The sequence below is a fragment of the Kribbella sp. NPDC055110 genome (genome assembly GCF_053607525.1).
This window is the reverse complement of record NZ_JBSGTS010000025.1, coordinates 65,775-87,328: the sequence shown is the minus strand read 5'-3', so window position 1 is coordinate 87,328 and position 21,554 is coordinate 65,775. Positions and strand designations below refer to the sequence as shown.

Annotated in this window: 23 protein-coding genes; 15 read left to right on the top strand and 8 right to left on the bottom strand. The window is 68.9% G+C overall.

Annotated features, from left to right (window positions below; genetic code table 11):
• Positions 1–58: 58 nt before the first annotated feature.
• From glgC to ACWF0M_RS30360, 8 genes are all read left to right on the top strand, one after another.
• On the top strand, positions 59–1,318 hold the full coding sequence (gene glgC, locus ACWF0M_RS30395; RefSeq protein ID WP_452239154.1) for a glucose-1-phosphate adenylyltransferase: 1,260 nt from the start codon (positions 59–61) through the stop codon (positions 1,316–1,318).
• Complete coding sequence (gene kynU / locus ACWF0M_RS30390) at positions 1,315–2,550, top strand: kynureninase (protein ID WP_452239153.1); 1,236 nt, start codon at positions 1,315–1,317, stop codon at positions 2,548–2,550. Before glgC ends, kynU begins: the two co-directional genes overlap by 4 nt.
• Complete coding sequence (locus ACWF0M_RS30385) at positions 2,547–3,848, top strand: FAD-dependent oxidoreductase (RefSeq protein WP_452239152.1); 1,302 nt, start codon at positions 2,547–2,549, stop codon at positions 3,846–3,848. The genes kynU and ACWF0M_RS30385 overlap by 4 nt, the downstream gene beginning before the upstream one ends.
• Positions 3,849–3,918: 70 nt before the next feature.
• Positions 3,919–5,421, top strand: a complete 1,503-nt coding sequence (locus ACWF0M_RS30380; RefSeq protein WP_452239151.1) for a 2-hydroxymuconic semialdehyde dehydrogenase — start codon at positions 3,919–3,921, stop codon at positions 5,419–5,421.
• Positions 5,418–5,837: a RidA family protein gene (locus tag ACWF0M_RS30375; protein ID WP_452239150.1), complete on the top strand. Its 420-nt coding sequence runs from the start codon at positions 5,418–5,420 to the stop codon at positions 5,835–5,837. The genes ACWF0M_RS30380 and ACWF0M_RS30375 overlap by 4 nt, the downstream gene beginning before the upstream one ends.
• Before the next feature lie 2 nt (positions 5,838–5,839).
• Positions 5,840–6,355, top strand: a complete 516-nt coding sequence (locus ACWF0M_RS30370) for a 3-hydroxyanthranilate 3,4-dioxygenase (RefSeq protein ID WP_452239149.1) — start codon at positions 5,840–5,842, stop codon at positions 6,353–6,355.
• Positions 6,352–7,347, top strand: a complete 996-nt coding sequence (locus ACWF0M_RS30365; protein WP_452239148.1) for an amidohydrolase family protein — start codon at positions 6,352–6,354, stop codon at positions 7,345–7,347. The genes ACWF0M_RS30370 and ACWF0M_RS30365 overlap by 4 nt, the downstream gene beginning before the upstream one ends.
• Positions 7,344–8,066, top strand: coding sequence for an alpha/beta hydrolase family protein (locus tag ACWF0M_RS30360; protein WP_452239147.1), 723 nt, complete (start codon positions 7,344–7,346; stop codon positions 8,064–8,066). Before ACWF0M_RS30365 ends, ACWF0M_RS30360 begins: the two co-directional genes overlap by 4 nt.
• Before the next feature lie 78 nt (positions 8,067–8,144).
• Here the strand turns inward: ACWF0M_RS30360 and ACWF0M_RS30355 are convergent, their stop codons facing one another.
• Positions 8,145–8,846: an O-methyltransferase gene (locus ACWF0M_RS30355; protein ID WP_452239146.1), complete on the bottom strand. Its 702-nt coding sequence runs from the start codon at positions 8,844–8,846 to the stop codon at positions 8,145–8,147.
• A 150-nt stretch (positions 8,847–8,996) separates the two neighbouring features.
• A complete protein-coding gene (locus tag ACWF0M_RS30350; RefSeq protein ID WP_452239145.1) occupies positions 8,997–9,779 on the bottom strand; it encodes a DeoR/GlpR family DNA-binding transcription regulator in 783 nt (260 codons plus the stop codon).
• 101 nt (positions 9,780–9,880) lie between these two features.
• Here ACWF0M_RS30350 and ACWF0M_RS30345 point away from each other — a divergent pair, with 101 nt between their 5' ends.
• The 7 genes from ACWF0M_RS30345 to ACWF0M_RS30315 all read left to right on the top strand — a co-directional run bounded on the left by ACWF0M_RS30345 (position 9,881) and on the right by ACWF0M_RS30315 (position 16,410).
• Positions 9,881–10,765, top strand: coding sequence for an SIS domain-containing protein (locus ACWF0M_RS30345; protein WP_452239144.1), 885 nt, complete (start codon positions 9,881–9,883; stop codon positions 10,763–10,765).
• A 1,035-nt stretch (positions 10,766–11,800) separates the two neighbouring features.
• Positions 11,801–12,022 (top strand): biotin/lipoyl-binding carrier protein, encoded by a 222-nt coding sequence (locus tag ACWF0M_RS30340; RefSeq protein ID WP_452239143.1) that lies wholly within the window; start codon positions 11,801–11,803, stop codon positions 12,020–12,022.
• 150 nt (positions 12,023–12,172) lie between these two features.
• Positions 12,173–12,853: an RNA polymerase sigma factor SigE gene (sigE, locus tag ACWF0M_RS30335; protein ID WP_452239142.1), complete on the top strand. Its 681-nt coding sequence runs from the start codon at positions 12,173–12,175 to the stop codon at positions 12,851–12,853.
• Entirely contained in the window at positions 12,850–13,452 is a 603-nt protein-coding gene (locus ACWF0M_RS30330) for an anti-sigma factor family protein (RefSeq protein ID WP_452239141.1), read from the top strand. The genes sigE and ACWF0M_RS30330 overlap by 4 nt, the downstream gene beginning before the upstream one ends.
• A 3-nt stretch (positions 13,453–13,455) precedes the next feature.
• Complete coding sequence (locus ACWF0M_RS30325) at positions 13,456–14,520, top strand: sigma-E factor regulatory protein RseB domain-containing protein (protein WP_452239140.1); 1,065 nt, start codon at positions 13,456–13,458, stop codon at positions 14,518–14,520.
• Positions 14,521–14,593: 73 nt separating this feature from the next.
• Entirely contained in the window at positions 14,594–16,009 is a 1,416-nt protein-coding gene (locus ACWF0M_RS30320) for a trypsin-like peptidase domain-containing protein (protein ID WP_452239139.1), read from the top strand.
• A 65-nt stretch (positions 16,010–16,074) separates the two neighbouring features.
• On the top strand, positions 16,075–16,410 hold the full coding sequence (locus ACWF0M_RS30315) for a sec-independent translocase (protein ID WP_452239138.1): 336 nt from the start codon (positions 16,075–16,077) through the stop codon (positions 16,408–16,410).
• A gap of 31 nt (positions 16,411–16,441) precedes the next feature.
• On the opposite strand, the gene ACWF0M_RS30310 is transcribed toward ACWF0M_RS30315, so the two are convergent.
• From ACWF0M_RS30310 to ACWF0M_RS30285, 6 genes are all read right to left on the bottom strand, one after another.
• Positions 16,442–16,975, bottom strand: coding sequence for a GNAT family N-acetyltransferase (locus ACWF0M_RS30310; RefSeq protein ID WP_452239137.1), 534 nt, complete (start codon positions 16,973–16,975; stop codon positions 16,442–16,444).
• 2 nt (positions 16,976–16,977) lie between these two features.
• Complete coding sequence (locus tag ACWF0M_RS30305) at positions 16,978–18,123, bottom strand: Mrp/NBP35 family ATP-binding protein (RefSeq protein ID WP_452239136.1); 1,146 nt, start codon at positions 18,121–18,123, stop codon at positions 16,978–16,980.
• 67 nt (positions 18,124–18,190) lie between these two features.
• Positions 18,191–18,754, bottom strand: coding sequence for a PspA-associated protein PspAB (gene pspAB / locus ACWF0M_RS30300; RefSeq protein WP_452239135.1), 564 nt, complete (start codon positions 18,752–18,754; stop codon positions 18,191–18,193).
• Positions 18,755–18,758: 4 nt separating this feature from the next.
• On the bottom strand, positions 18,759–19,652 hold the full coding sequence (htpX, locus tag ACWF0M_RS30295) for a zinc metalloprotease HtpX (protein ID WP_452239134.1): 894 nt from the start codon (positions 19,650–19,652) through the stop codon (positions 18,759–18,761).
• A gap of 39 nt (positions 19,653–19,691) precedes the next feature.
• Positions 19,692–20,225 (bottom strand): DUF1003 domain-containing protein, encoded by a 534-nt coding sequence (locus ACWF0M_RS30290; RefSeq protein ID WP_452239133.1) that lies wholly within the window; start codon positions 20,223–20,225, stop codon positions 19,692–19,694.
• A complete protein-coding gene (locus ACWF0M_RS30285; protein WP_452239132.1) occupies positions 20,215–21,492 on the bottom strand; it encodes a magnesium transporter MgtE N-terminal domain-containing protein in 1,278 nt (425 codons plus the stop codon). The genes ACWF0M_RS30290 and ACWF0M_RS30285 overlap by 11 nt, the downstream gene beginning before the upstream one ends.
• Positions 21,493–21,554: the final 62 nt, after the last annotated feature.

Here is a 21,554-nt window from a genome sequence, read left to right as displayed (position 1 = left end):
AGTGTCGCGACACCCACAAGCGCTTATGCCAGTGGGCATCGAGCGTTAAGGTGCGGACATGGCAAAGGCGCCCAGAGTTCTCGGAATCGTGCTGGCCGGTGGTGAGGGGAAGCGGTTGATGCCGCTGACAGCGGACCGGGCCAAACCGGCCGTGCCGTTCGGCGGCAGTTATCGCCTCATCGATTTCGTGCTGTCGAATTTGGTCAACGCGGGCTATCGAAATCTCTGTGTGCTGACGCAGTACAAATCGCATTCACTGGACCGGCACGTCACGCTGACCTGGCGGATGTCGACCTTCCTCGGCAACTACGTGACCTGTGTACCGGCGCAGCAGCGGCTGGGCCCGCAGTGGTACCAGGGCAGCGCGGACGCGATCTACCAGTCGATGAACCTGATCAACGACGCCGACCCGGAGTACATCGTGGTCTTCGGCGCCGACCACGTGTACCGGATGGACGCGTCGCTGATGGTCGCCGCGCACATCGAGCGCGGGAACGGCGTGACCGTGGCCGGGATCCGGGTGCCGCGGGTCGAGGCGACCGAGTTCGGCGTGATCAGGACCGGCGCGGACGGGCATTCGATCGAGGAGTTCCTGGAGAAGCCGGCCGACCCGCCGGGGCTGCCGGACTCGCCGGACGAGACGTTCGCGTCGATGGGCAACTACGTGTTCAGCCGGGACGTGCTGGTCGAGGCGCTGCGCAAGGACGCCGCCAACCCGGCGTCGCGGCACGACATGGGCGGCGACATCGTCCCGATGCTCGTTGCCGAGGGCAAGGCGGGCGTGTACGACTTCAAGGACAACGACGTACCGGGTGCGCTCGACCGGGACCGCTCGTACTGGCGCGACGTCGGGTCGCTGGACTCGTACCACGAGGCGCACATGGACCTGGTGTCGATCCAGCCGGTGTTCAACCTGTACAACAGCGACTGGCCGATCTACACGTCGCACCCGCAGCTGCCGGGGGCGAAGTTCACCGACGACGCGACCGTCGGCGAGTCGATCGTCTGCCAGGGCTCGATCGTGTCCGGCGCGCATGTGGACCACTCGGTGCTCGGGGCGAACGTGATCGTCAGCGCCGGTGCCGACATCCAGCAGTCCGTGATCATGGACAACTGCAAGATCGGCAAGAACGTGGTGCTGAAGAACGTGATCCTGGACAAGAACATCGTGGTCCCGGACGGCACCCAGATCGGTGTCGACCCGGACTACGACCGCGAGCGCGGGTTCATCGTCTCCAAGGGCGGCGTGACGGTGCTCGGCAAGGGGCAGGTGATCGAGGCGCCCAAGGCCGCCGCCGACGAGGTCACCGAGGCGTGACCCTTTCCGAGACGGGGGCACTGGAACTCGATGCCAACGATCCGGGGCACCGGGAGCTGTTCGACGTACCGCCGGCCCAGGGTGGCGCCTATCCCGAGGTCGCGTACTTCGCCGGCAACTCGTTAGGCCTGCGCCCGAAGGCGACGCGGGCCGAGCTGCTCGAGGACCTGGACTCGTGGGCGGCCCTCGGCGTCGAAGGGCATCTCGACGCGGCCCGGCCCTGGCTGCCGTACCACGAGCTGCTGACCGGTCCCGCGGCGCGACTCGTCGGCGCGTTGCCGAGCGAGACGGTCGTGATGAACACGCTCACCGTCAACCTGCACCTGTTGATGGTGTCGTTCTACCGGCCGACGCGGTCCCGGCACCGGATCGTCATCGAGGACGCGGCGTTCCCCTCGGACAGTTACGCCGTACGGTCGCAGGTCGAGTTCCACGGGTACGACGCGGAGGACGCGGTGATCCGGCTGCGTCCGCGACCGGGGGAGAACAGTCTGCGGACGGCGGATGTGGTCGAGCAGCTCGGCGGCGACGTCGCGCTCGTACTGCTGGGTGGCGTGAACTACCTGACGGGTGAGTTGATGGACATCCCCACGATCACGAAGGCCGGGCACGCGGCCGGGGCGATCGTCGGGTGGGACCTCGCGCACGCGGCCGGGAACGTGCCGCTCGCGTTGCACGACTGGGACGTGGACTTCGCGGCGTGGTGCTCGTACAAGTACCTGAACTCCGGGCCGGGCGCGATCGCCGGCGCCTTCGTGCACGAACGGCATCTCGGCGCGGACCTGCCGCGGTTCGAGGGCTGGTGGAGCACCGACGCGAAGACCCGGTTCGAGATGACGCCCGAGTCCCGTCCGCCGGCGACCGCGGACGCGTGGCAGGTGTCGAACCCGCCGATCTTCTCGATGAGCCCGGTGCGGACGTCGCTGGAGATCTTCGACAAGGTCGGCATCGAGGTACTACGGGAGCGGAGTGTGCGGTTGACGGCGTACCTTTCGGAGCTTCTGGCGGGGTTCGAGGTCATCACCCCGACCGATCCGGCGCGACGTGGTGCGCAGCTGTCCCTGCGGGTGCGCGGCGGCGCGGGTCAGCTGTCGCGACGGCTGCGGTTCGAGTACGGCGTGATCGCGGACTCGCGGGAGCCCGACGTACTGCGGCTCGCGCCGGTGCCGTTGTACTCGACGTACCACGACTGCTGGCGGGCCGGGGCGGCATTGTCCGAGGTGATGGCATGAGGGTCGCGATCGTCGGCGCTGGGCTGACCGGCTCGCTGCTGGCCTGCTTCCTCGCGCGCCGCGGGCTGACCGTGACGCTGTACGAGCGGCGTCCGGATCCTCGGGTCGCTCAGGTCGAACGCGGCCGGTCGATCAACCTGGCGATCTCCGAACGCGGGCTGGACGCGTTGCGGCGGATCGATCTGGTCGACGACGTGATGGCGGACGCGCTGCCGATGAAGGGCCGGATGATCCATCCCGTGGCGGGGCCGCTGGACTTCCAGGCGTACTCGGCGTCCGGGGACCGGGCGATCAACTCGATCAGCCGGGGTGCACTGAACAACGCGTTGCTGTCCGCGGCGTCGGCGGCTCCTGGTGTGTCGGTGGAGTTCGAGCACCGGTTGGTGGAGCTGGACTCGGCCGTCGGACAGATGGTGTTCGCGACGCCGTCCGGGAAGGTGTCGGTCGCGGCGGACGTGGTGCTGGGGGCCGACGGCGCCGGATCCGCGGTGCGCGAGCAACTGCTTGCCGAGGGCATCGTCGCTGAGGACGTCGACTTCCTCGACTACGGGTACAAGGAGCTGTCGATCCCCGCAGCCGCCGGCGAGTTCGCGCTGGACCCCGGCGCGCTGCACATCTGGCCGCGCGGTACGTCGATGATGATCGCCCTGCCGAACCCGGACCGCTCGTTCACCTGCACGCTGTTCTGGCCGGCCGGGTCGTTCGACGCGCTGACCACCGCCGACGGCATCTCAGCGCATTTTCAGGAGCACTATCCAGATCTGTTGCCCTTGGCACCTTCACTGGTCGATGACTATCTGCACAATCCGGTTGGGGTACTCGGGACCGTGCACACGCTGCCGTGGCAGGCTCACGGACGTACGGCGTTGCTCGGCGACGCGGCGCACGCGATCGTGCCGTTCTACGGGCAGGGCGCGAACTGTGCCTTCGAGGACGTCGTCGAGCTCGACCGCTGCCTGGACGACACGGGCGGGACCTGGGCGCGGGCTCTGCCGTTGTTCGAGGCCCGACGGCGCGAGAACACCGAGGCGATCGCGGAGATGGCCCTGGCGAACTTCGTCGAGATGCGCGACAAGGTCGCCTCACCCGTTTTCCGCCTCCAGAAACGCGTGGAGCATCTGCTGGAACGAGTACTCCCCGGCACGTACGTCTCCCGCTACGAGCTCGTGTCCTTCTCAACCACGCCGTACGCCGAAGTCCAACGCCGAGTGCAACGCCAGCACCAGGCACTCGGGGCAGGCGCCCTCGCCGTCGCCGGCGTCCTGCTGACCCTCGTCCGCGCGCGGAAACGCCGATGAGCACACCAGCCGCCGTGCCGGTCCACGCGATATCCCCTCGAATGTGCTTGCGGGCAGGGGAGGTGGCGTCGTGAGCTTGTGGTCGGCTGATCTGCTGACTGGACAGCCCAGCTCCGTGGGGTTGCTGCGGCACTTCGTCGGCGGCTCCTTTGTGGAGAGCGCTTCGCGGTTCGCGAAGGTCTCGCCCGTGACGGGGCAGCAGATCTTCGATGTCTGCGAGGCCGACGAGTCGACCGTGGACGCGGCCGTCGGTGCCGCGCGTGCGGCGCTCCAAGGGCCGTGGGGCCGGATGAGCGAGCAGGAGCGGGCCGCCGTACTGCGGCGCGTCGCCGACGGGCTCGAGCGGCGGTTCGAGGATCTGGTGGCGGCGGAGGTCGGCGACACCGGGAAGTCGATCAGCCAGGCGCGCACGCTCGACATCCCGCGTGGTGCAGCCAACTTCCGAGCGTTCGCGGACTTCGCGACGACGCTGCCGACCGAGTCGTACACGACGGTGCTCCCGGACGGGCGGCGGGCGTTGAACTACGCCGTACGGAAACCGGTCGGGGTGGTCGCGATCGTCGTACCGTGGAATCTTCCGTTGCTGCTGCTCACCTGGAAGGTCGCGCCGGCGCTTGCCTGCGGCAACGCGGTGGTGGTGAAGCCGTCCGAGGAGACGCCGTCGTCGGCGACCGTCCTCGCCGAGGTGATGTCGGAGGCCGGCGTACCCGATGGTGTCTTCAACCTGGTGCACGGGTTCGGGCCGTCGTCAGCGGGGGAGTACCTCACTCGGCACCCGGGCGTCGACGCGATCACGTTCACGGGCGAGTCCGCGACCGGTACGGCGATCGCGAAGGTGGCCGCCGACCGGGTCAAGGCGGTGTCCTTCGAGCTCGGCGGGAAGAACGCGGGGCTCATCTTCGCCGACTGCGATCTCGACGCCGCGGTCGAGGGATCGGTCCGCTCGGTCTTCACCAACGGCGGGCAGGTCTGCCTGTGCACGGAACGCCTTTATGTACAGGGATCCGTGTACGACGAGTTCTGCGCCCGGCTGGCCCGCCGCGCGTCCGAGTTGACGTACGGCTGGCCCGCCGACGAGGCCACGATGAACATGCCGCTCATCTCGAAACAGCACCGCGACAAGGTCCTGTCGTACTACGACCTCGCGCGAGCGGAAGGCGCCGAGGTGCTCACCGGCGGCGGCGTACCGACGTTCGGCGACGCCCGCGACGGCGGTTGCTACGTGCAACCAACTGTCGTCACCGGTCTGGGCGCGAACGCCCGGACGAACCGCGAGGAGATCTTCGGACCGATCTGCCACATCGCCCCGTTCGACACCGAGGAAGAGGCCTACGCGCTGGCCAACGCCTCCGATTACGGGCTGGCGGCAACGGTCTGGACCCGCGACGTCGGCCGGGCGCACCGGGCCGGCGCGGCGCTCGAGGTGGGGTTGTGCTGGGTCAACACCTGGTTCCTCCGCGATCTCCGCACGCCCTTCGGCGGGGTCAAGTTGTCGGGCGTCGGCCGCGAGGGCGGACGGCATTCGGTGGACTTCTACACCGAAACCACCAACGTCTGCGTGGAGCTCACATGACCGTCGTACCCGGGAAGGCCACACCACGCGGGCGATTTCCGCATGTGAAGGTTGCGGGTGGGTTCGCGTTCGTTTCGGGGACGTCGAGCCGGCGGCCGGACAACACGATCGCGGGTGCCTCGGTGGACTCGATGGGCACCGTCACGTTGGACATCCGGGTGCAGACGCGGGCGGTGCTGGAGAACATCCGGGACGTCCTCGGGGCGGTGGGGGCCGGGTTGGAGGATCTCGTCAGCGTGACGACGTACCTGGTGTCGATGAACGACTTCGGCGGGTACAACGAGATCTATGGTGAGTTCTTCGACGAGTCCGGGCCGGCCCGGACGACTGTCGCAGTACATCAGCTGCCGCATCCCCAGCTGCTGATCGAGATTCAGGCTGTTGCGGCGATCCCGCAACATTCGAAGGAGGCGTAGGCATGGCGAACTTGGAGTCGACGAACTTTCCGGAGTGGATCGAGGAGAACAAGCACCTGCTGAAGCCGCCGGTCGGCAACAAGCAGATGTTCCCGACCGGGGACGACTTCATCACGATGGTGGTTGGCGGCCCGAACCAGCGCACCGACTTCCACGTCGACCCGTACGAGGAGTTCTTCTACCAGATCTCCGGCGAGCTCAAGGTCAACGTCATGACCGACGACGGCCCGGCGACCGTCGCGGTGAACGCCGGTGAGATGTGGGTGCTGCCCCGGAACATGCCGCACTCCCCGCAGCGCGGCCCGAACTCGATCGGCCTGGTGATCGAGCGAGTCCGGGAACCCGGCGTGCTGGAGAAGTTCCGCTGGTACTGCGGCAACTGCAACGCGATCGTGCACGAGGTCGAGCTCCAGGTGACCGACATCGTCGCCGATCTCCCGCCCGTCTTCAAGGCGTTCTACGAGAGCGAGGACGCACGCACCTGCCCGGAGTGCGGCACGGTGCACCCGGGTAAATGACCGTCGACGTCCACACCCATCTGGTCCCGCACGGGTGGCCGGATCTCTCGGTGGCGTGCGGCGGCGACGGCTGGCCGTGGCTGCGGATCGACTCCGAACGGGCCGCGATGATCATGATCGGCTCGACGGAGTTCCGCCCGGTCGGGCCGCAGGCCTGGGATCCCGCCGTACGGCGTTCCGATATGGATGCCGACGGCATCGATCTCCAGGTGGTGTCGCCGACCCCGGTGTTCTTCGGGTACGAACGCCCGGCTGCGCAGGCCGTCAAGCTGGCGGAGATCTTCAACGACCTCACTCTGGAGACGCTGGCCGGTGACGAGCGGTTCGTGCCGTTCTGCCAGGTGCCGTTGCAGGATCCGGACCTGGCCTGCGCCGAACTCGACCGTTGCCGCGCCGCCGGGCACGTCGGAGTGGAGATCGGCAACCACGTCGGCGACAAGGACCTCGACGACGCGGGCATCGTTGCCTTCCTCAACCATTGCGCCGAAACCGGTACGCCGGTACTCGTGCATCCGTGGGACATGCCGGGCGGGCCGCGGCTGGATCGCTGGATGGCGCGCTGGCTGACCGGGATGCCCGCCGAGACGCATCTGTCGTTGCTGGCGATGATCCTGGGCGGGGCGTTCGACCGGTTGCCGCCGTACCTGAAGATCTGTTTCGCCCACGGCGGCGGGAGTTTCGCGTTCTGGCTCGGGCGGCTGGAGAACGCGTGGCAGCGGCGCGGGGACGTCGTCCGTGGTTGCTCCGAGCACCCACCGTCGGCGTACCTGGACCGGATCCTGGTCGACACGGTGGTGTTCGAATCAGCGCCATTGCGGCTACTTGTCGATACCTTGGGGGAAGACCGCGTTCTGGTCGGCAGTGACTATCCCTATCCATTGGGCGAGCGGCCGGTCGGGGAGGTGGTACGGAAGGCCGGCTTCCTGACCGCGGAGCAGCAGCACAAATTGCTCACTGTGAACGCCCTGCGCTATCTCGGGAGGTCGGAATGAGTGAGGACCGATCGGTACTGTCGCGGAAGGCGCCCGAGCCGGACGAGGAGTTGCGGTACGGCGACCACGCGGACCAGGTGATCGACTACTGGCACGCGAAGGAGTACCGGCCGCTGGTGGTGTTCGTCCACGGCGGGTTCTGGCGGCCGCAGTACGACCGGGTGCACGCCCGCTCGCTCGGCGCAGCGCTGTCCGACCTCGGCTGGCCTGTCCTGTCGCTGGAGTACCGCCGCGAGCCCGGTAACCCCGACGCGACGACCGGAGACATCCGTACGGCGCTGGACGCGCTACCGGACCTGGTGGACGTGCACGCGGGCTACGTACTGATGGGACACTCCGCGGGCGGCCAGCTCGCCCTGTGGGCCGCATCGACGCTCAACCCGGTCCGACTGCGCGGTGTGGTCGCCCTGGCTCCCGTGGCCGACCTCCTCAAAGCGGACCGCGACCGCATCGGCGAGGGCGCCGTACAGGACTTCATCGGCGGCGGCGTCCGCAACGACCTGGACCCGGTCCACCTCCCCGCGTCGATCGCCCCCGTCACCCTCATCCACGGCACCCACGACACAGTCGTCCCCATCACCATCACCGAGTCCTACTTCACCGCCCACCCCACCGCCCACTTCCACCGCATCCCCCACAGCGGCCACTACGAACTGATAGACCCCCTCACAGACCCCTGGCACGAAGTAACCACCCAACTAACCCACCTGACCAGCTAGCCGGGGAAGCGACACCCACTGGGTGCTGCGGACAGGAAATAGCCTGTGCTCAGTCCCCAGTTCCTGTCCGAACCAGGGCTACTTCAGGCGTTTGGCGGCGGTGAGGAGGCCGTCTGAGGTGGGGAGGAGGGCTGAGACCAGGTTGTCGTCGTCTCGGACGGCGCGGATCAGGTCTCGCAGCGCCATGGTGTCGGGGTCACGGCGGGCGGGGTCGGCTACGCGGCCGGCGGTGAGGATGCCGGCGAAGGCTACGACGCCGCCGGGGCGGAGCAGGCGCAGGGCCTCGTGCAGGTACGCCGTGTTCTCGCGGCGGTCCGCGTCGCAGAAGACCAGGTCGTAGTGACCGTCCGTGAGCCGGGTGACCACGTCCAGCCCGGCGCCCGCGATCAGGCGGAACCGGTTCGACGTGACGCCGGCGTCGAGGAACGTCTTGCGCGCGAGCCGCTGGTTCTCCGCGTCGATGTCGACCGTGGTGAGTGTGCCGTCGGTGCGCATCCCGCGCAGCAGCGCGAGCCCGGAGACGCCGGTCCCGGTGCCGATCTCGACGACCGCCTTGGCGCCCACGCCGGCGGCCAGCAGGCTCAGCGCGGCGGCCGCGCCGGGGCCGATCGGGGCGACACCGCTGTCCGCGGCGCTCGCCCGCGCACCGGTGACGACCTCGTCCTCACCGGTGTAGTCCTCGGCGTACGCCCAGGACGTCGGGTCGATGCCGGTGGCGATGGCGTCCTCCCAATGATCGGCCGAGTGGTCTGCGGACTGCTGTGCGGCTGCGGTACCCATGCTGAACCGAAGCCTAGCGGTTGGAGGTCCGCATTCCGTGGTGCACGCGCGGAGGTTGCGCACTCTTGCTCATAACAACCTTGCCCTGATCAGATATGATCGTCTCTTGGAGACGTGACTCACCTGGTGAGGGAGGTGTGTGGAGTGCTGTCAGGCGCGGATGACGTCGATGCCGGCTTCCTTGAAGACGGCGAGCTGGATGTCGTCGGCCTGGGCGTCGGTGACGAGGGTGTCGATCTCGCTCAGCTCGCAGATCCGGGCGAACGCCCGCTGCCCGAGCTTGGAGGAGTCGGCGACCACCACCACCTTCGCGGCCCGGCTGACGATCAGCTGGTTGATGTTCGCCTCGCCCTCGTGATGAGCGGTGGCGCCGGTCTCGTCGATCCCGTCGACGCCGATGAAGGCGATGTCCAGCGACAGGTCGGACAGGATCCGGTGCGACAGCGGGCCGATCATCTCGTAGGACTGCGGCCGCGCCACACCGCCGGTCAGCACCATCTTCACGTGCGGCCGGACGATCAGCTCGTTGGCGATGTTCAGCGCGTTCGTGACGAGCGTGAACGCCGGCTCGCCGTGCTCCGCGGACAGCTCCGGCCGGGTCGCCAGCGTCCGCGCCACCTCGGAGATAGTGGTCCCGCCGTTCATCCCGATCACCATGCCGCGACGGACCAGCGTGGCGGCCGCCTGCGCGATTCGCTGCTTCTCGGACGCGAAACGCGCAGTCTTGTAGCGCAAGGGCAGGTCGTACGACACCGCGTTGGCGACCGCGCCGCCGCGGGTCCGGGTGAGGAGCTGCTGCTTGCCGAGATGGTCCAAGTCACGCCTGATCGTGGCCGCGGACACGTGCAACTGCTCGGCCAGCTCGTCGACGTCGATGGCGCCTTTCTCGGCGAGCGACTCGAGCAACGTGTTGAGGCGTTCATAACGCTTCACCCGGGGCTCCTCCTTCACACAATCGGTCAGCCCGGTGGCGGCTGGTTGGCACCATTCGATCACGTTCGAGCAGTTTCGACCATCAGAAGTGCGGAGACGACATGACGCAGACCCCATTCGTGAGCACGGAGATCGCCACTCAACCGGACCTCTGGCGCCAGGTCTCGGACGGTTTCGCGCAGTATGGCGGTTCACTTCCGAAGGCCGGTCAGCGGGTCGCCGCGGTGGGCTGCGGCACCTCCTGGTTCATGGCGATGGCGTACGCCGCGCTGCGCGAGGACCTCGGCCAGGGCGAGACCGACGCATTCGCCGGATCCGAGTTCCCGGCGGGTCGTTCGTACGACGCCATCGTGGTGATCAGCCGCTCCGGTACGACGACCGAGGTACTCGACCTGATCCGCGCGACCGACGTACCGACCGTGGCGATCACCGCTACGCCCGACTCGCCGATCGTCGAGCTGGCCGACCAGACCATCATGCTCGACTTCGCCGACGAGCAGTCCGTGGTGCAGACCCGGTTCGCGACAACCACGCTGGCGCTGCTGCGCGCGTCGCTCGGTGAGGACCTGTCGAAGGCCGCTGCGGACGCTCAGACCGCACTGACCATCGACGTCGACGAACTGGCCAAGCTCGAGCAGGTCACGTACCTCGGCACCCGGTGGACCGTCGGCCTCGCGCACGAGGCCGGACTCAAGCAGCGCGAGGCCGCGTCCGCGTGGACCGAGGCGTACCCGGCGATGGACTACCGGCACGGTCCGATCGCGATCGCCCAGCCCGGCCGCGGCGTCTGGATCTTCGGCGAGCCGCCGGCGGGCCTGCTGGACGACGTCAACGCCACCGGCGCGACCATCGTCCACCACGCCGACCTCGACCCGATGGCATCCCTCGTCGTCGCCCAGCGCGTCGCGGTCGCCAAGTCCCTGGCCCTCGGCCTCAACCCCGACCAGCCCCGCAGCCTCTCCCGCTCCGTCATCCTCGACGCCTGAGACGCCCACTCCAACGCGACCCAGCCCGCTGCCCCGCTCCACGACGAGGGGATAACCCCCGGCGTTGTGGGTTCTCCCCGCTAATACCAAGGCAGAACCCTCAACACGAGGGGATATCCGGTCTTGTGGCTGATGTGTTGGTGGTCGAGGGTTCCGAGGCGGTGTTGAACCGTGCCGGGCTCGGTGTGATCTGCAGCTCGACAGGACGTGTCGGGTGGCCGGGTAGTGCACCTGAGCGCGAACGTGTCTGTGTGTACACCGTCTCGCCGGTGCACTACCTGTCGAGCGTGCACATCACCCCGCCCCGAGCAGCCGCGCCGCCACCACCCCGATCGTCCAGCCGGCTCCCCCGACCGGGGCAGCCCGATGCCGGCCACCACCCCGCCGTACACCACTCTGCCGGACGCAACTGGTCACCATTGGCGGGCTATGTCACCGCTGGCCTGCTACTTCCCGCCATCGCACGCATAACCCGCCAGCCGGCACCACAGCACCCAGACATCCGACCCGCCTTCAAACGCCGCCGACATCCGGCAGACGATCGGATATCCCCTGGTGTTGTGGGTTCTCCCTTCTAGTACCAAGGGAGAAGCCACAACCCCGCCGGATATCCCCTCGTGTTGGGGCCTTGCCGCGCCCGGTCGGACCGACAGGCGGGACGGCCCGGGCGGCGCAGGCCGGGAGCGGTGGTGCGGTGCGTGCGGTGGTGCGGTGCGTGCGGTGGTGCGGTGCGTGCGGTGGTGCGGTGCGTGCGGGTGGTGCGGTGCGTCAATGCGGTGGGTGTGTTGGGTGTGGTGCGTCCACGCGGTGGGTGTGGTGGGTGCGGTGGTGTGGGTGCGGTGGTGTGGGTGGTGTGGGTGCGGTGGGTGCGGTGGGTGCGGAGAGGGGGCCGGTGGGCGTTGGTGGGAGATGTCGGGTGGCTTGGCTTGGGTCTCCGGGGCTGCGCCGACATCCACACATGGGGCCGGGGGGCCGGGTAGCCTCTCGCGTCCGCCTAGGATCGGGGTGGGATTTCGGGAGTGGGAGGAGTGCGAGTTGAGTCACACCGTGCTGGCCGAGCTGGTGGCCAACGTGCTGAAGGTCACCGCCAAGGCCGGGGATGCGGTGGGGCCGGGCGACACTCTGGTCATCCTGGAGTCGATGAAGATGGAGATTCCGGTGCTGGCCGAGGTGGCGGGCACTATCGTCGAGCTGAAGGTCGTCGAGGGCGAGGTCGTCCGCGACGGCGACCCGATCGCCGTCATCGAGGAGCACTGACTCAACCGAAATGGCCGTCCGCGCGTCTTTACCGGTGAAGGCACCGGCCGGGAACTTCCGGCCGGGGCGCCGCGTTGAGCCGTCGTACGAACAAACCAGGGTCCAACCCGGGTTTTCCCGACGTGCGCAGAGGACGGTGACCGCGGCACCATGGCCTTCACGCTTATTGCCGAGAGGACCCAGGGAGGCGTTGCGGTGAAGCCGTTCGACACGTCGACGGTCCCCGCACCCCAGCAGGTGCCGGACGCCCCGGATGTGCTGCCGTCGTGGGACGAGATCGTCCGCACCCACTCCGCCCGCGTGTACCGGCTGGCGTACCGCCTGACCGGGAACAAGCACGACGCCGAGGACCTGACCCAGGAAGTGTTCGTCCGGGTCTTCCGCTCGCTGTCGTCGTACACGCCGGGGACGTTCGAGGGCTGGCTCTACCGGATCACCACGAACCTGTTCCTGGACGGCGCCCGCCGCAAGCAGCGGATCCGGTTCGACGGCCTGCCCGAGGACGCCCACGACCGGCTCCCGGCCAAGGGCGAGGGGCCGGCCGAGAAGCTCGACTCCGACCTGTTCGACCACGACGTGCAGGACGCGCTCGACGCGCTGCCCGAGGACTTCCGCGCGGCCGTGGTGCTGTGCGATATCGAGGGCATGACGTACGACGAGATCGCGGACGTCCTGGACGTGAAGCTCGGCACCGTCCGCAGCCGCATCCACCGCGGCCGGTCGATGCTGCGCAAGCACCTGGAGCACCGGGCCCCGCGGTCCGGCCAGACCCGGGTCGGCGGCCCGCCGGTCGACGGCGGCCTCTTCGGCGACGGAGGTGACCTCGGATGACGCACCCGCTCGACAAGCTGACCGCCGTGGTCGACGGTCAGCTCGACCACGACTCCCGGGACAAGGTCCTGAGCCACCTGGTCGGCTGCGACACCTGTCGTTCCGAGGTGGATGCGCAGCGCCGACTGAAGGCGAAGATCGCGGCGCTGGAGTCGCCGGATCCGTCGACCGACCTCATGCAGCGCCTGATGGGTGTCTCGTCGTTCTCGACCGAGCCACGCGAAGAGGTCCGCCCGGTGGTCACGCCGGTCAGCCTGTTCCCACAGCGGTCCGCGTTCCCGGCCGGCCGCACAGGTGGCACTCGGCCGGGAGCCGCCCGCGGCACTCGCTCCCGCCGTCGCAGCGGTGTCCTGGGTGCAGCCGGCTCAGCTGCCGCAGTTGCTTCCCTGCTCGGTACGGCGTTCGTCGTCGGCGACCCGTCCCGCTCGGAGCAGCCGCCGACGCTGCAACCGCCGGTGGCGAGCTTCTCGTCCGACCATGCGAGCACCAGCGGCGGAGCGCCGTTCGCTGACCCGGTCGCGCTGCTGAACTCCTACAACGGTGCGGGGTACGCCGGGCTGAACCCGACGCTGCGCCCGGTGGCCCTGACAGGACGCTGACCGGTGAGCCTCTCCCGGCTCGCCGTCCTGGTCAGCACCGCACTGATCGGCTTCGGCCTGCCCACGTCCGCCGCCGCGGTCCCGGCCTTCGTGCCGGCGCTCTCGAAGGCGGACTCGCCGACGGCGGTCAGGTGGCTGCAGCGGGCCTCCGCCGCGCCGAACCAGGTCTCGTACCACGGCACACAGATCGTCACCGCCTGGGGACCGCAGGGCGCCAGTTCGGCGATGCTGGACATCTTGCACGCGGCGTCGCAGGGCTCCGAGATCGGCGTGGTCGGTTCGTCCGTGCCCGGTGCGAAGGCGTTCGTGCAGCGCGCGACCACCACGGACGCGGCCATCGACGGCGGACCGCTGGCGTTGCTGCAGGCGACGTACCAGCTGGTCGACAAGTGCTGTACCGACCTGATCGGGCGGACCGCTGTGCTCGTGGAGGCGCTGCGGGACGACGAGACGCTCGCGGCCAAGTTCTGGATCGACAAGGCGACCGGACTGCTGCTGCAGCGTCAGCTGTTCAGTGCGGACGGCAAGACCATGGTGCGCGCCACCGTGTTCACCGAGCTGGAGATCGAGAGCTCCGAGTTCCTCGGCCACCTGCCGCCGACAGTGCCCAGTGGTGTCGAGGCGCTCGGCATGGGCAAGGTCGACAACCTGCGTTCCGAGGGCTGGATGTGCGCGCCGGAGCTGCCTGCGTCGCTCAAGCTGTACGACGTGCACCAGGACACCAGCAACGGCTCGCTGCAGTTCTCGTACTCCGACGGGCTGTTCAACGTCTCGCTGTTCGAGCAGCGCGGCACGCTGGATCCTGCCGCGGTCGCGGGCTTCAGCAGCACCGACAGCCCGGGCGTCTACCTGCGGTACGGCATGCCGTCGTACGTCGTCTGGTCGTCCGGTGGGATCGTCTACACGCTGATCGGGGACCTGCCGCCGGACCAGCTCGGACGGGTGGTCAGATCGTTCCCGCACGAGCTGCCGGTCGAGCTGAGCGCGATCCAGCGACTGGGAACCGGGCTGGCCAAAATCGCGACCTGGCTCACTCCGATGGGTGCACTCTCGCCGAAGCTGGGATAATCAAATGTGGAAGTCCCTCCCGGTTACCTCCGGAGGGCTCCGCAGACGACCACGACGACGTGAGGCGGACACCGTGAAGAGCGACGACGCCGAGCCGACAGTTCCCACCCCGGCGAACGCGGAACCGACCGCGCCGCTGACCGGGTTGACCCCGCCGGCTCCTGGAGCGGGCGCGATGCCGCTGCGGACGCCTGGCTCGGACCAGGCGTACCGGCAGACGAACGGTGGTCGGTCCACGTCGCAGCGCAGCTTCGGGCGTCCGGAGGCGCAGCAGCCGCAGCAGACCTTCCGCCCGGTGTACCAGGGACAGGCGTGGCCGACCGAGCAGCCGCAGTACCGGCCGACGTACGTCCCGCCGCCACCCCTCGACTGGCACCAGCAGCAGGCCCGCTCGTACGCGTCGGAGCCGCAGAAGCTCAACAAGGTCGTCACCATCGCCGCTCTGGTCGCTCTGGTCATCGGTGTCCTGGCAGGTGCCGGTGCGGCCACGGCCGTCGTCGCGCTCAGCGGCAACAACACCCCGATCGCGCAGCAGCCCGAGCCGCCGGTCGGCACCGGCGCCGACCCGAAGATCCGCACCGGCTCGGTGTCCGCGGTCGCCGCGACCCTGCTACCGAGCGTGGTGCAGCTGAAGGTCCAGGGCTCGGACAACTCCGACGCCACCGGGTCCGGGTTCGTGATCGACAACGCCGGGCACATCCTGACCAACAACCACGTCGTCGCCGCGGCCGCCAAGGGCGGCTCGATCCAGGTCGTCACCAACGACAACAAGACCGCGACCGCGCGGCTCGTCGGCCGCTCCCCGGCGTACGACCTGGCCGTCGTCCAGGTCGCCGGCCTGACCTCGCCCTCGGTGCAGTTCGGCCGGTCGGACCAGGCGGTCGTCGGTCAGGATGTGGTCGCGATCGGCTCGCCGCTCGGGCTGGCCGGCACGGTCACCTCAGGCATCATCTCGGCGAAGAACCGGCCGGTGACGACCGGCGACGATCCCGCCGAGGCCGCGTCGTACATCAGCGCGCTGCAGACCGACGCCGCGATCAACCCGGGCAACTCCGGCGGTCCGCTGGTCGACATGAACGCGCGCGTGATCGGCGTGAACTCCGCGATCGCCACCGTCCGCGGTGCAGGCGAGGGGCAGAGCGGGAGCATCGGGCTCGGGTTCGCGATCCCGATCGACCAGGCCCGGCGGACCGCCCAGCAGCTGATCGCCACCGGTAAGGCGTCGTACCCGGTGATCGGGGCCAATGTGGACATGATGTTCGAGGGCGGCGCCCGGGTCAGCGCGGTGAGCCCGAGCTCGCCGGCCGCGCGGGCCGGTCTGCGGGTCGGTGACGTGATCACCGCGATCAACAGCGAGGCGGTGGACAGCGCCGAGGTGCTGATCGTCGCGATCCGCACCCACCAGCCGGGAGAGGCCGTGCGGCTCGCGTACGAGCGCGGTGGGCGGTCCCGAACGGTTACGCTCACTCTCGCCCAGCAGATCGGCTGACCTGTGCTACCCGGTGCCGGGATAGGCTGGGCGCAGTCCGGATCGACGTACGGAGAGGTGGGGACATGTTCGGCATCGGGCCACTCGAACTGGTCGTGATCGCGATCGTCGCCGTACTCGTTTTCGGGCCGGATCGGCTGCCGGAGTTCGCCCGTACGGCGGGACGTCTGCTGCGGCAGGTCCGTCAGATGGTGACGAATGCGCAGAACGACCTGCGCAACGAGCTCGGCCCGGAGTACGCCGACCTCGAGCTGCAGGACCTGAACCCGAAGAACTTCGTCCGCAAGCACCTGCTCGAGCCGATGGACGACGACGACAAGCCCGTCGCCGACTTCGCGGACACCACCCCGCAACGCCTCCCGGCCGGCGCCAAGCCGCCGTACGATCCCGAATCGACCTGACTCACTCCAGCGCGCGGGCCTTCTTCCGGAGTCAGTCGGAGGCGAGCCGGTCGTAGGTCGCCTTGCCGTCGAGGCGGGTGGACAGCTGGAAGGCCTCGCGTTCGATCCCGGCCAGCTGGAAGCCCGCCTTCTCGGCGGTCCGTCGCGCGGCGACGTTGGATTCGGCTGTCCGGATGCACAGTCTGCGCCCGCCGAAGCTGCCGAAGTACCACTGGGCGACCCGCTGGATCGCCTCGGCCATCACCCCGCGGCCCTGCGCCTCCGGGTGCATCCAGTACCCCAGCTCGGCCTCGCCGTCCCGGATCCCGAACAACGTGAGGTTGCCGAGCCCCTGGTCGGTCTCGAGGTCCGCGACACACCAGTTGAACCGCTTCTCGGCGGCTGCCTGCTCGGCCATGTCCTTCAGCCAGAAACGCGCGTCCTCCGCCGTGAACGGCTGCGGGATGAACGGCAGGAAATGCGCAGTCGCCTGGTTGGTGCGGGCGCTGGTGATGCGCGGTACCTCGTCCTCCCGCCAGGTCCGCAGCCGGAGCCGCGACGTCTCCAGGACGGGATGCTCGAACAACGCTAGCGGCCCGCGGGGGAGAGGCCGAGCTGACGGCCGAGGAGGCCGCGAGGCTTGCCACCGAGGGTCGACGCGATCTTGTCGAGGACCTGCGCGGCCGGGGTGTCGGGGTCGGCAGCCACGAGCGGCTGGCCGAGGTCGCCACCGGAGCGCAGGCGCTCGTCGAGCGGGATCTCGCCGAGCAACGGGATGTTGTACCCGAGGCGCGCGGACAGGGTCTCCGCGACGCGCGTACCGCCGCCGGAGCCGAAGATCTCGATGCGGTGCTCGGGACCGCAGTGCGGGCAGGGCAGGAACGACATGTTCTCGACCACGCCGGCCACCCGCTGGTGCACCATCTGCGCCATCGTGCCGGCCCGCTCGGCCACCTCCGCCGCCGCTTCCTGCGGGGTGGTCACGACGATCACCTCGGCGCTGGTCAGCCGCTGGCCGACGGAGATCGCGATGTCACCGGTGCCGGGCGGCAGATCGAGGAGCAGTACGTCGAGGTCGCCCCAGTACACGTCCGCGAGCATCTGCACCAGCGCGCGGTCGAGGATCGGGCCGCGCCACGCGACCACCTGGTCGCGCTTCGGCTTCAGCATGCCGATCGAGATCACCTTCACGCCGTGCGCGGGCACCGGCATGATCATGTCGTCCACCGCGGTCGGCCGCTCGTCGGCGACACCGAACATGGCCGGCACCGAATGCCCGTAGATGTCCGCGTCCAGGACTCCGACCGACAGTCCCTGCTGGGCCATCGCGACCGCGAGGTTGACCGTCACCGACGACTTGCCCACGCCGCCCTTGCCGGACGCGATCGCGAACACCTTGGTCAGCGAGTCCGGCCGGGAGAACGGGATCTCCTTCTCGGCCACGCCACCGCGCAACTGGGTCTGCAGGGCCGCGCGCTGCTCGGCCGACATCACGCCCAGGTCGATCTCGACCCCGGTGACACCGTCCAGTTTGCTCACCGCGGCAGTGATGTCGCGGCGCAGCGTGTCCTTCATCGGACAGCCGGCAACGGTCAGCAGGATCCGTACGCCGACCACGCCGTCCTCCCGGACGGCGACGGATTCAACCATCCCCAGGTCCGTGATCGGCTTCTTGATCTCCGGGTCCAGCACTCCACCGAGCGCCGCGGTCACCTGCTCAGCAGTCGCAGCCATACCCCAAGGCTACGTGCTCACCCCACCCCGCCCGACCACGGTCCCTGTGACGTACCTGACCCCTACCTCAGAGGCCGGGGGCGCCGTAGATGGGGAACCAGCGGGAGAGGTCTTGCTCGAAGTTCAGGTCGGCGCCGACGACGGACTTGATCTGGAGTTCCTGGGCGTTGTCGCGGCGGTCGGTGCCGACCGGGACGAACGGGTACCAGGAGCCGCGTTTGTAGAGGTAGACGAGGCCCACGGACTGGGTGCCGTTGGTGAAGGCGACCAGGGTGCAGAGCAGGGCGCTGCCGAAGCCCGCGTCGACGAGGGACGTGTTGACGGCGTGCAGATCGGTGACCAGGGTCTCCAGGTCGTCGGGAGCCGTCTGCCGGACCAGCCAGGTGAAGCCGTACGAGTCCGTCGTACTGGTGAACTTTCCGTTGTCCAGCGCGAGCAGCTTGTCGACCTCCTCGCGGAGTGCGGTGAACCCACCGCCCTCGGCCGCCTTGAAGCACACCGAGCCGCTGCCCGTCGGACGGAAGCCGGCCGCGGTCTCCAGGGTGATCGCGGCCGACGGAAGCGAGAACAGCTGATCGAGGTTCGGCGGCACAGCCTTGCTGCGCCCGAGCAGGATGTCGAGGAGGCCCATAGGTCTAAGCTTGCTCGCCCAGCTCGCGGGAGAGGGTACCGAGGCGGTCGAGGCGTGTCTCCAGGGACGGGTGCGTGGAGAACAGCGACGACAGGCTCTTGCCGTTGATCGCCGGCGCGAAGAAGAACGCGTTGAACGCCTGCGCCTGGCGCAGGTCGCGCGACGGTATCTGCGCGATGTCCCCGGTGATCTTCGTCAACGCCGACGCCAGCGTCGACGGTCTGCCGGTCAGCATCGCTCCGGCTCGGTCCGCGGCCAGTTCGCGGTACCGCGACAGCGCCCGGGTCAGCAGGAACGAGATCGCGTAGACGGCGATGGACACCGCGATGATCGTCAGCATGATCACGGCCGCGTTCTGGTCGCGGTTCCGCCCCAGGCCGCCGTACAGGCCGAAGCGGGTGATCAGCCCGGCGAGTACGCCGAGGAACGACGCGATCGTCATCACGGCGACGTCCCGGTGCGCGACGTGCGAGAGCTCGTGCGCCAGCACGCCCTCGAGCTCGTCGGCGTCCAGGCGGCGCATGATGCCGGTGGTCACGCAGACGACGGCGTTCTTCGGGTTGCGGCCGGTGGCGAACGCGTTCGGCAGGTCGACGTCCGCGATCGCGACCCGCGGCTTCGGCATGTCGGCCAGCGCGCACAGGCGGTCGATCGCGCCGTGCAGCTGCGGCGCCTCCTCGGGCGTGACGATCCGGCCGTGCATCGCGTACAGCGCGATCCGGTCGGAGAACCAGTACTGCGCGAACAGCATGCCGCCCGCGATCAGCACGGCCAGCACCGCGCTCTTGGTCAGCGCGATCAGCAACGCCACGAAGCCGACGTACAGCAGGCCGAGCAGGAAACTGGTGATCACCATCCGGCTGGACAACCCGCGGTCAGGGGCGAATCGAGTCTTCATCCCACGTCCTTCCTCACTCACAGCGAGGGTAGCTCGGCGTCAAACCCGGTCGTCCTCGCGCGTGTCGAGATCGGCGAGCAGGGCGCGGAGCTCGGAGCGCAGGAAGTCGCGGGTCGCGACCTCGCCGACCGCCATCCGCAGCGACGCCACCTCGCGGGCCAGGAACTCCATGTCGGCGCGGGTGCGGGCGTCGACGTCGCGGTCGCGCTCGTACTGGACCCGGTCGCGGGCCTCCTGCCGGTTCTGGGCGAGCAGGATCAGCGGAGCGGCGTACGACGCCTGCAGGCTGAGCGCCAGCGTGAGGAAGATGAACGGGTACTGGTCGAAGCGCACGCTCTCCGGCGCGAAGATGTTCCAGCCGACCCAGAACAGGATGGTCGCGGTCATGTAGACCAGGAACTGCCCGGTGCCGAGGAAGCGCGCGATCCGTTCGGACAGCCGGCCGAACGCGTCCGCGTCGTACGTCGGCCGCGGTACGAAGGTCCGTCGCCAGTCGCGCGGTACGTCGAGCCGCGCCGTCGTACCGCGGAAGAGCCGGCGCTCGTCCGTGGACAGGCGGTCGTCACGAGCCATCGTGGTCCCCCTCCTGTTCGCCCTGATCGGCATGGTCGTGTTCTCGCCAGTCGTGGGGGAGCAGGTGGTCGAGGACGTCGTCCACCGTCACCGCGCCGATGAGCCGGCCCTCGTCGTCGAGCACCGGCGCGGCGACCAGGTTGTACGTCGCAAGGTACTTGCTGACCGTCTGCAGGCTGTCGTCCGGCCGCAGCCCGTCCAGGTCGGTGTCCAGTACGGCGGACACCAGCTCGGACGGTGGCTCGCGGAGCAGCCGCTGGATGTGGCCGATCCCGATGAACCGCCCGGTCGGCGTCTCCAGTGGTGGCCGGCACACGTAGATCATCGCGGCCAGTGCGGGGCTCAGGTCCGCGTTGCGTACGTGGGCGAGGGCCTCGGCCACAGTGGCGTCTGCGGGGAGGATGACGGGCTCCGACGTCATCAGACCGCCGGCAGTGTGCTCCTCGTAGGTCAGCAGCCGCCGTACGTCTTCTGCTTCCTCTGGCTCCATCAGCGTCAGCAGGCGCTCGGCTGTCTCGGTAGGTAGCTCAGCGATCAGGTCTGCTGCGTCGTCCGGGGACATCTCCTCCAGGACGTCTGCAGCGCGTTCGGTGTCCAGACCGGCGAGGATCTCGACCTGGATGTCCTCTGGCAGTTCCTCGAGTACGTCGGCCAGCCGCTCGTCGTCCAGCGCTACAGCGATCTCCTTGCGCCGCTTGGCCGACAGGTCATGCAGTACGCCGGCCAGGTCCGCGGCACGCATCGACTCGAAGGCCGCGAGGATGTGCGTTGCGCCCTGGCCCTCCTCGACCTGTGTGAACCCGCTGACGTCAGCCCAGTCGAGCACATGGGTCTGTCCGCGGCTCCGGAACCGTTTGGAGCCCTCCCGAACCGCCACCTTGGTCAGCAACCAGTCCCGAGTCCGCCACTGCTCCATCGCCATGTCGAACACCACTGCGGTGGCGCCGGTGTCGGCAATGGTGACGGTGCGGTCGAGCAGCTCGCCCAGGACGAGTACCTCGGTGGTGCGCTGCTCGAAACGCCGCATGTTGAGCAGACCGGTGGTGATGATGTGGCCGACGTCGACCGAGGTGACCCGGGTCATCGGCAGGAAGATCCGGCGCCGGGTGAACACCTCGACGACCAGGCCGAGCACGCGGGGCGGCTGGTCGCCCTGGCGCATCATGGCCACCACGTCCCGGACCTTGCCGACCTGGTCCCCGTTCGGGTCGTAGACAGGCAACCCCGCCAGCCGGGCGACATAGACCCGCGACGGTGATCCACTCATGGTCGAAGGCTAACCCGTCGAGCCTGGGTCTCGGCGGAACCTTGGGGCTAGCTCAGCTTGGG

Coding starts and splice junctions, on each gene's coding strand:
- ACWF0M_RS30345 (WP_452239144.1), top strand. CDS start 9,881: ATGACGCAGACCCCATTCGTGAGCACGGAGATCGCCACTCAACCGGAC.
- ACWF0M_RS30285 (WP_452239132.1), bottom strand. CDS start 21,492: ATGAGTGGATCACCGTCGCGGGTCTATGTCGCCCGGCTGGCGGGGTTG.
- sigE (WP_452239142.1), top strand. CDS start 12,173: ATGGCCTTCACGCTTATTGCCGAGAGGACCCAGGGAGGCGTTGCGGTG.
- ACWF0M_RS30360 (WP_452239147.1), top strand. CDS start 7,344: ATGAGTGAGGACCGATCGGTACTGTCGCGGAAGGCGCCCGAGCCGGAC.
- htpX (WP_452239134.1), bottom strand. CDS start 19,652: ATGAAGACTCGATTCGCCCCTGACCGCGGGTTGTCCAGCCGGATGGTG.
- ACWF0M_RS30365 (WP_452239148.1), top strand. CDS start 6,352: ATGACCGTCGACGTCCACACCCATCTGGTCCCGCACGGGTGGCCGGAT.
- pspAB (WP_452239135.1), bottom strand. CDS start 18,754: ATGGGCCTCCTCGACATCCTGCTCGGGCGCAGCAAGGCTGTGCCGCCG.
- ACWF0M_RS30305 (WP_452239136.1), bottom strand. CDS start 18,123: ATGGCTGCGACTGCTGAGCAGGTGACCGCGGCGCTCGGTGGAGTGCTG.
- glgC (WP_452239154.1), top strand. CDS start 59: ATGGCAAAGGCGCCCAGAGTTCTCGGAATCGTGCTGGCCGGTGGTGAG.
- ACWF0M_RS30370 (WP_452239149.1), top strand. CDS start 5,840: ATGGCGAACTTGGAGTCGACGAACTTTCCGGAGTGGATCGAGGAGAAC.
- ACWF0M_RS30355 (WP_452239146.1), bottom strand. CDS start 8,846: ATGGGTACCGCAGCCGCACAGCAGTCCGCAGACCACTCGGCCGATCAT.
- ACWF0M_RS30330 (WP_452239141.1), top strand. CDS start 12,850: ATGACGCACCCGCTCGACAAGCTGACCGCCGTGGTCGACGGTCAGCTC.
- ACWF0M_RS30375 (WP_452239150.1), top strand. CDS start 5,418: ATGACCGTCGTACCCGGGAAGGCCACACCACGCGGGCGATTTCCGCAT.
- ACWF0M_RS30290 (WP_452239133.1), bottom strand. CDS start 20,225: ATGGCTCGTGACGACCGCCTGTCCACGGACGAGCGCCGGCTCTTCCGC.
- ACWF0M_RS30315 (WP_452239138.1), top strand. CDS start 16,075: ATGTTCGGCATCGGGCCACTCGAACTGGTCGTGATCGCGATCGTCGCC.
- ACWF0M_RS30385 (WP_452239152.1), top strand. CDS start 2,547: ATGAGGGTCGCGATCGTCGGCGCTGGGCTGACCGGCTCGCTGCTGGCC.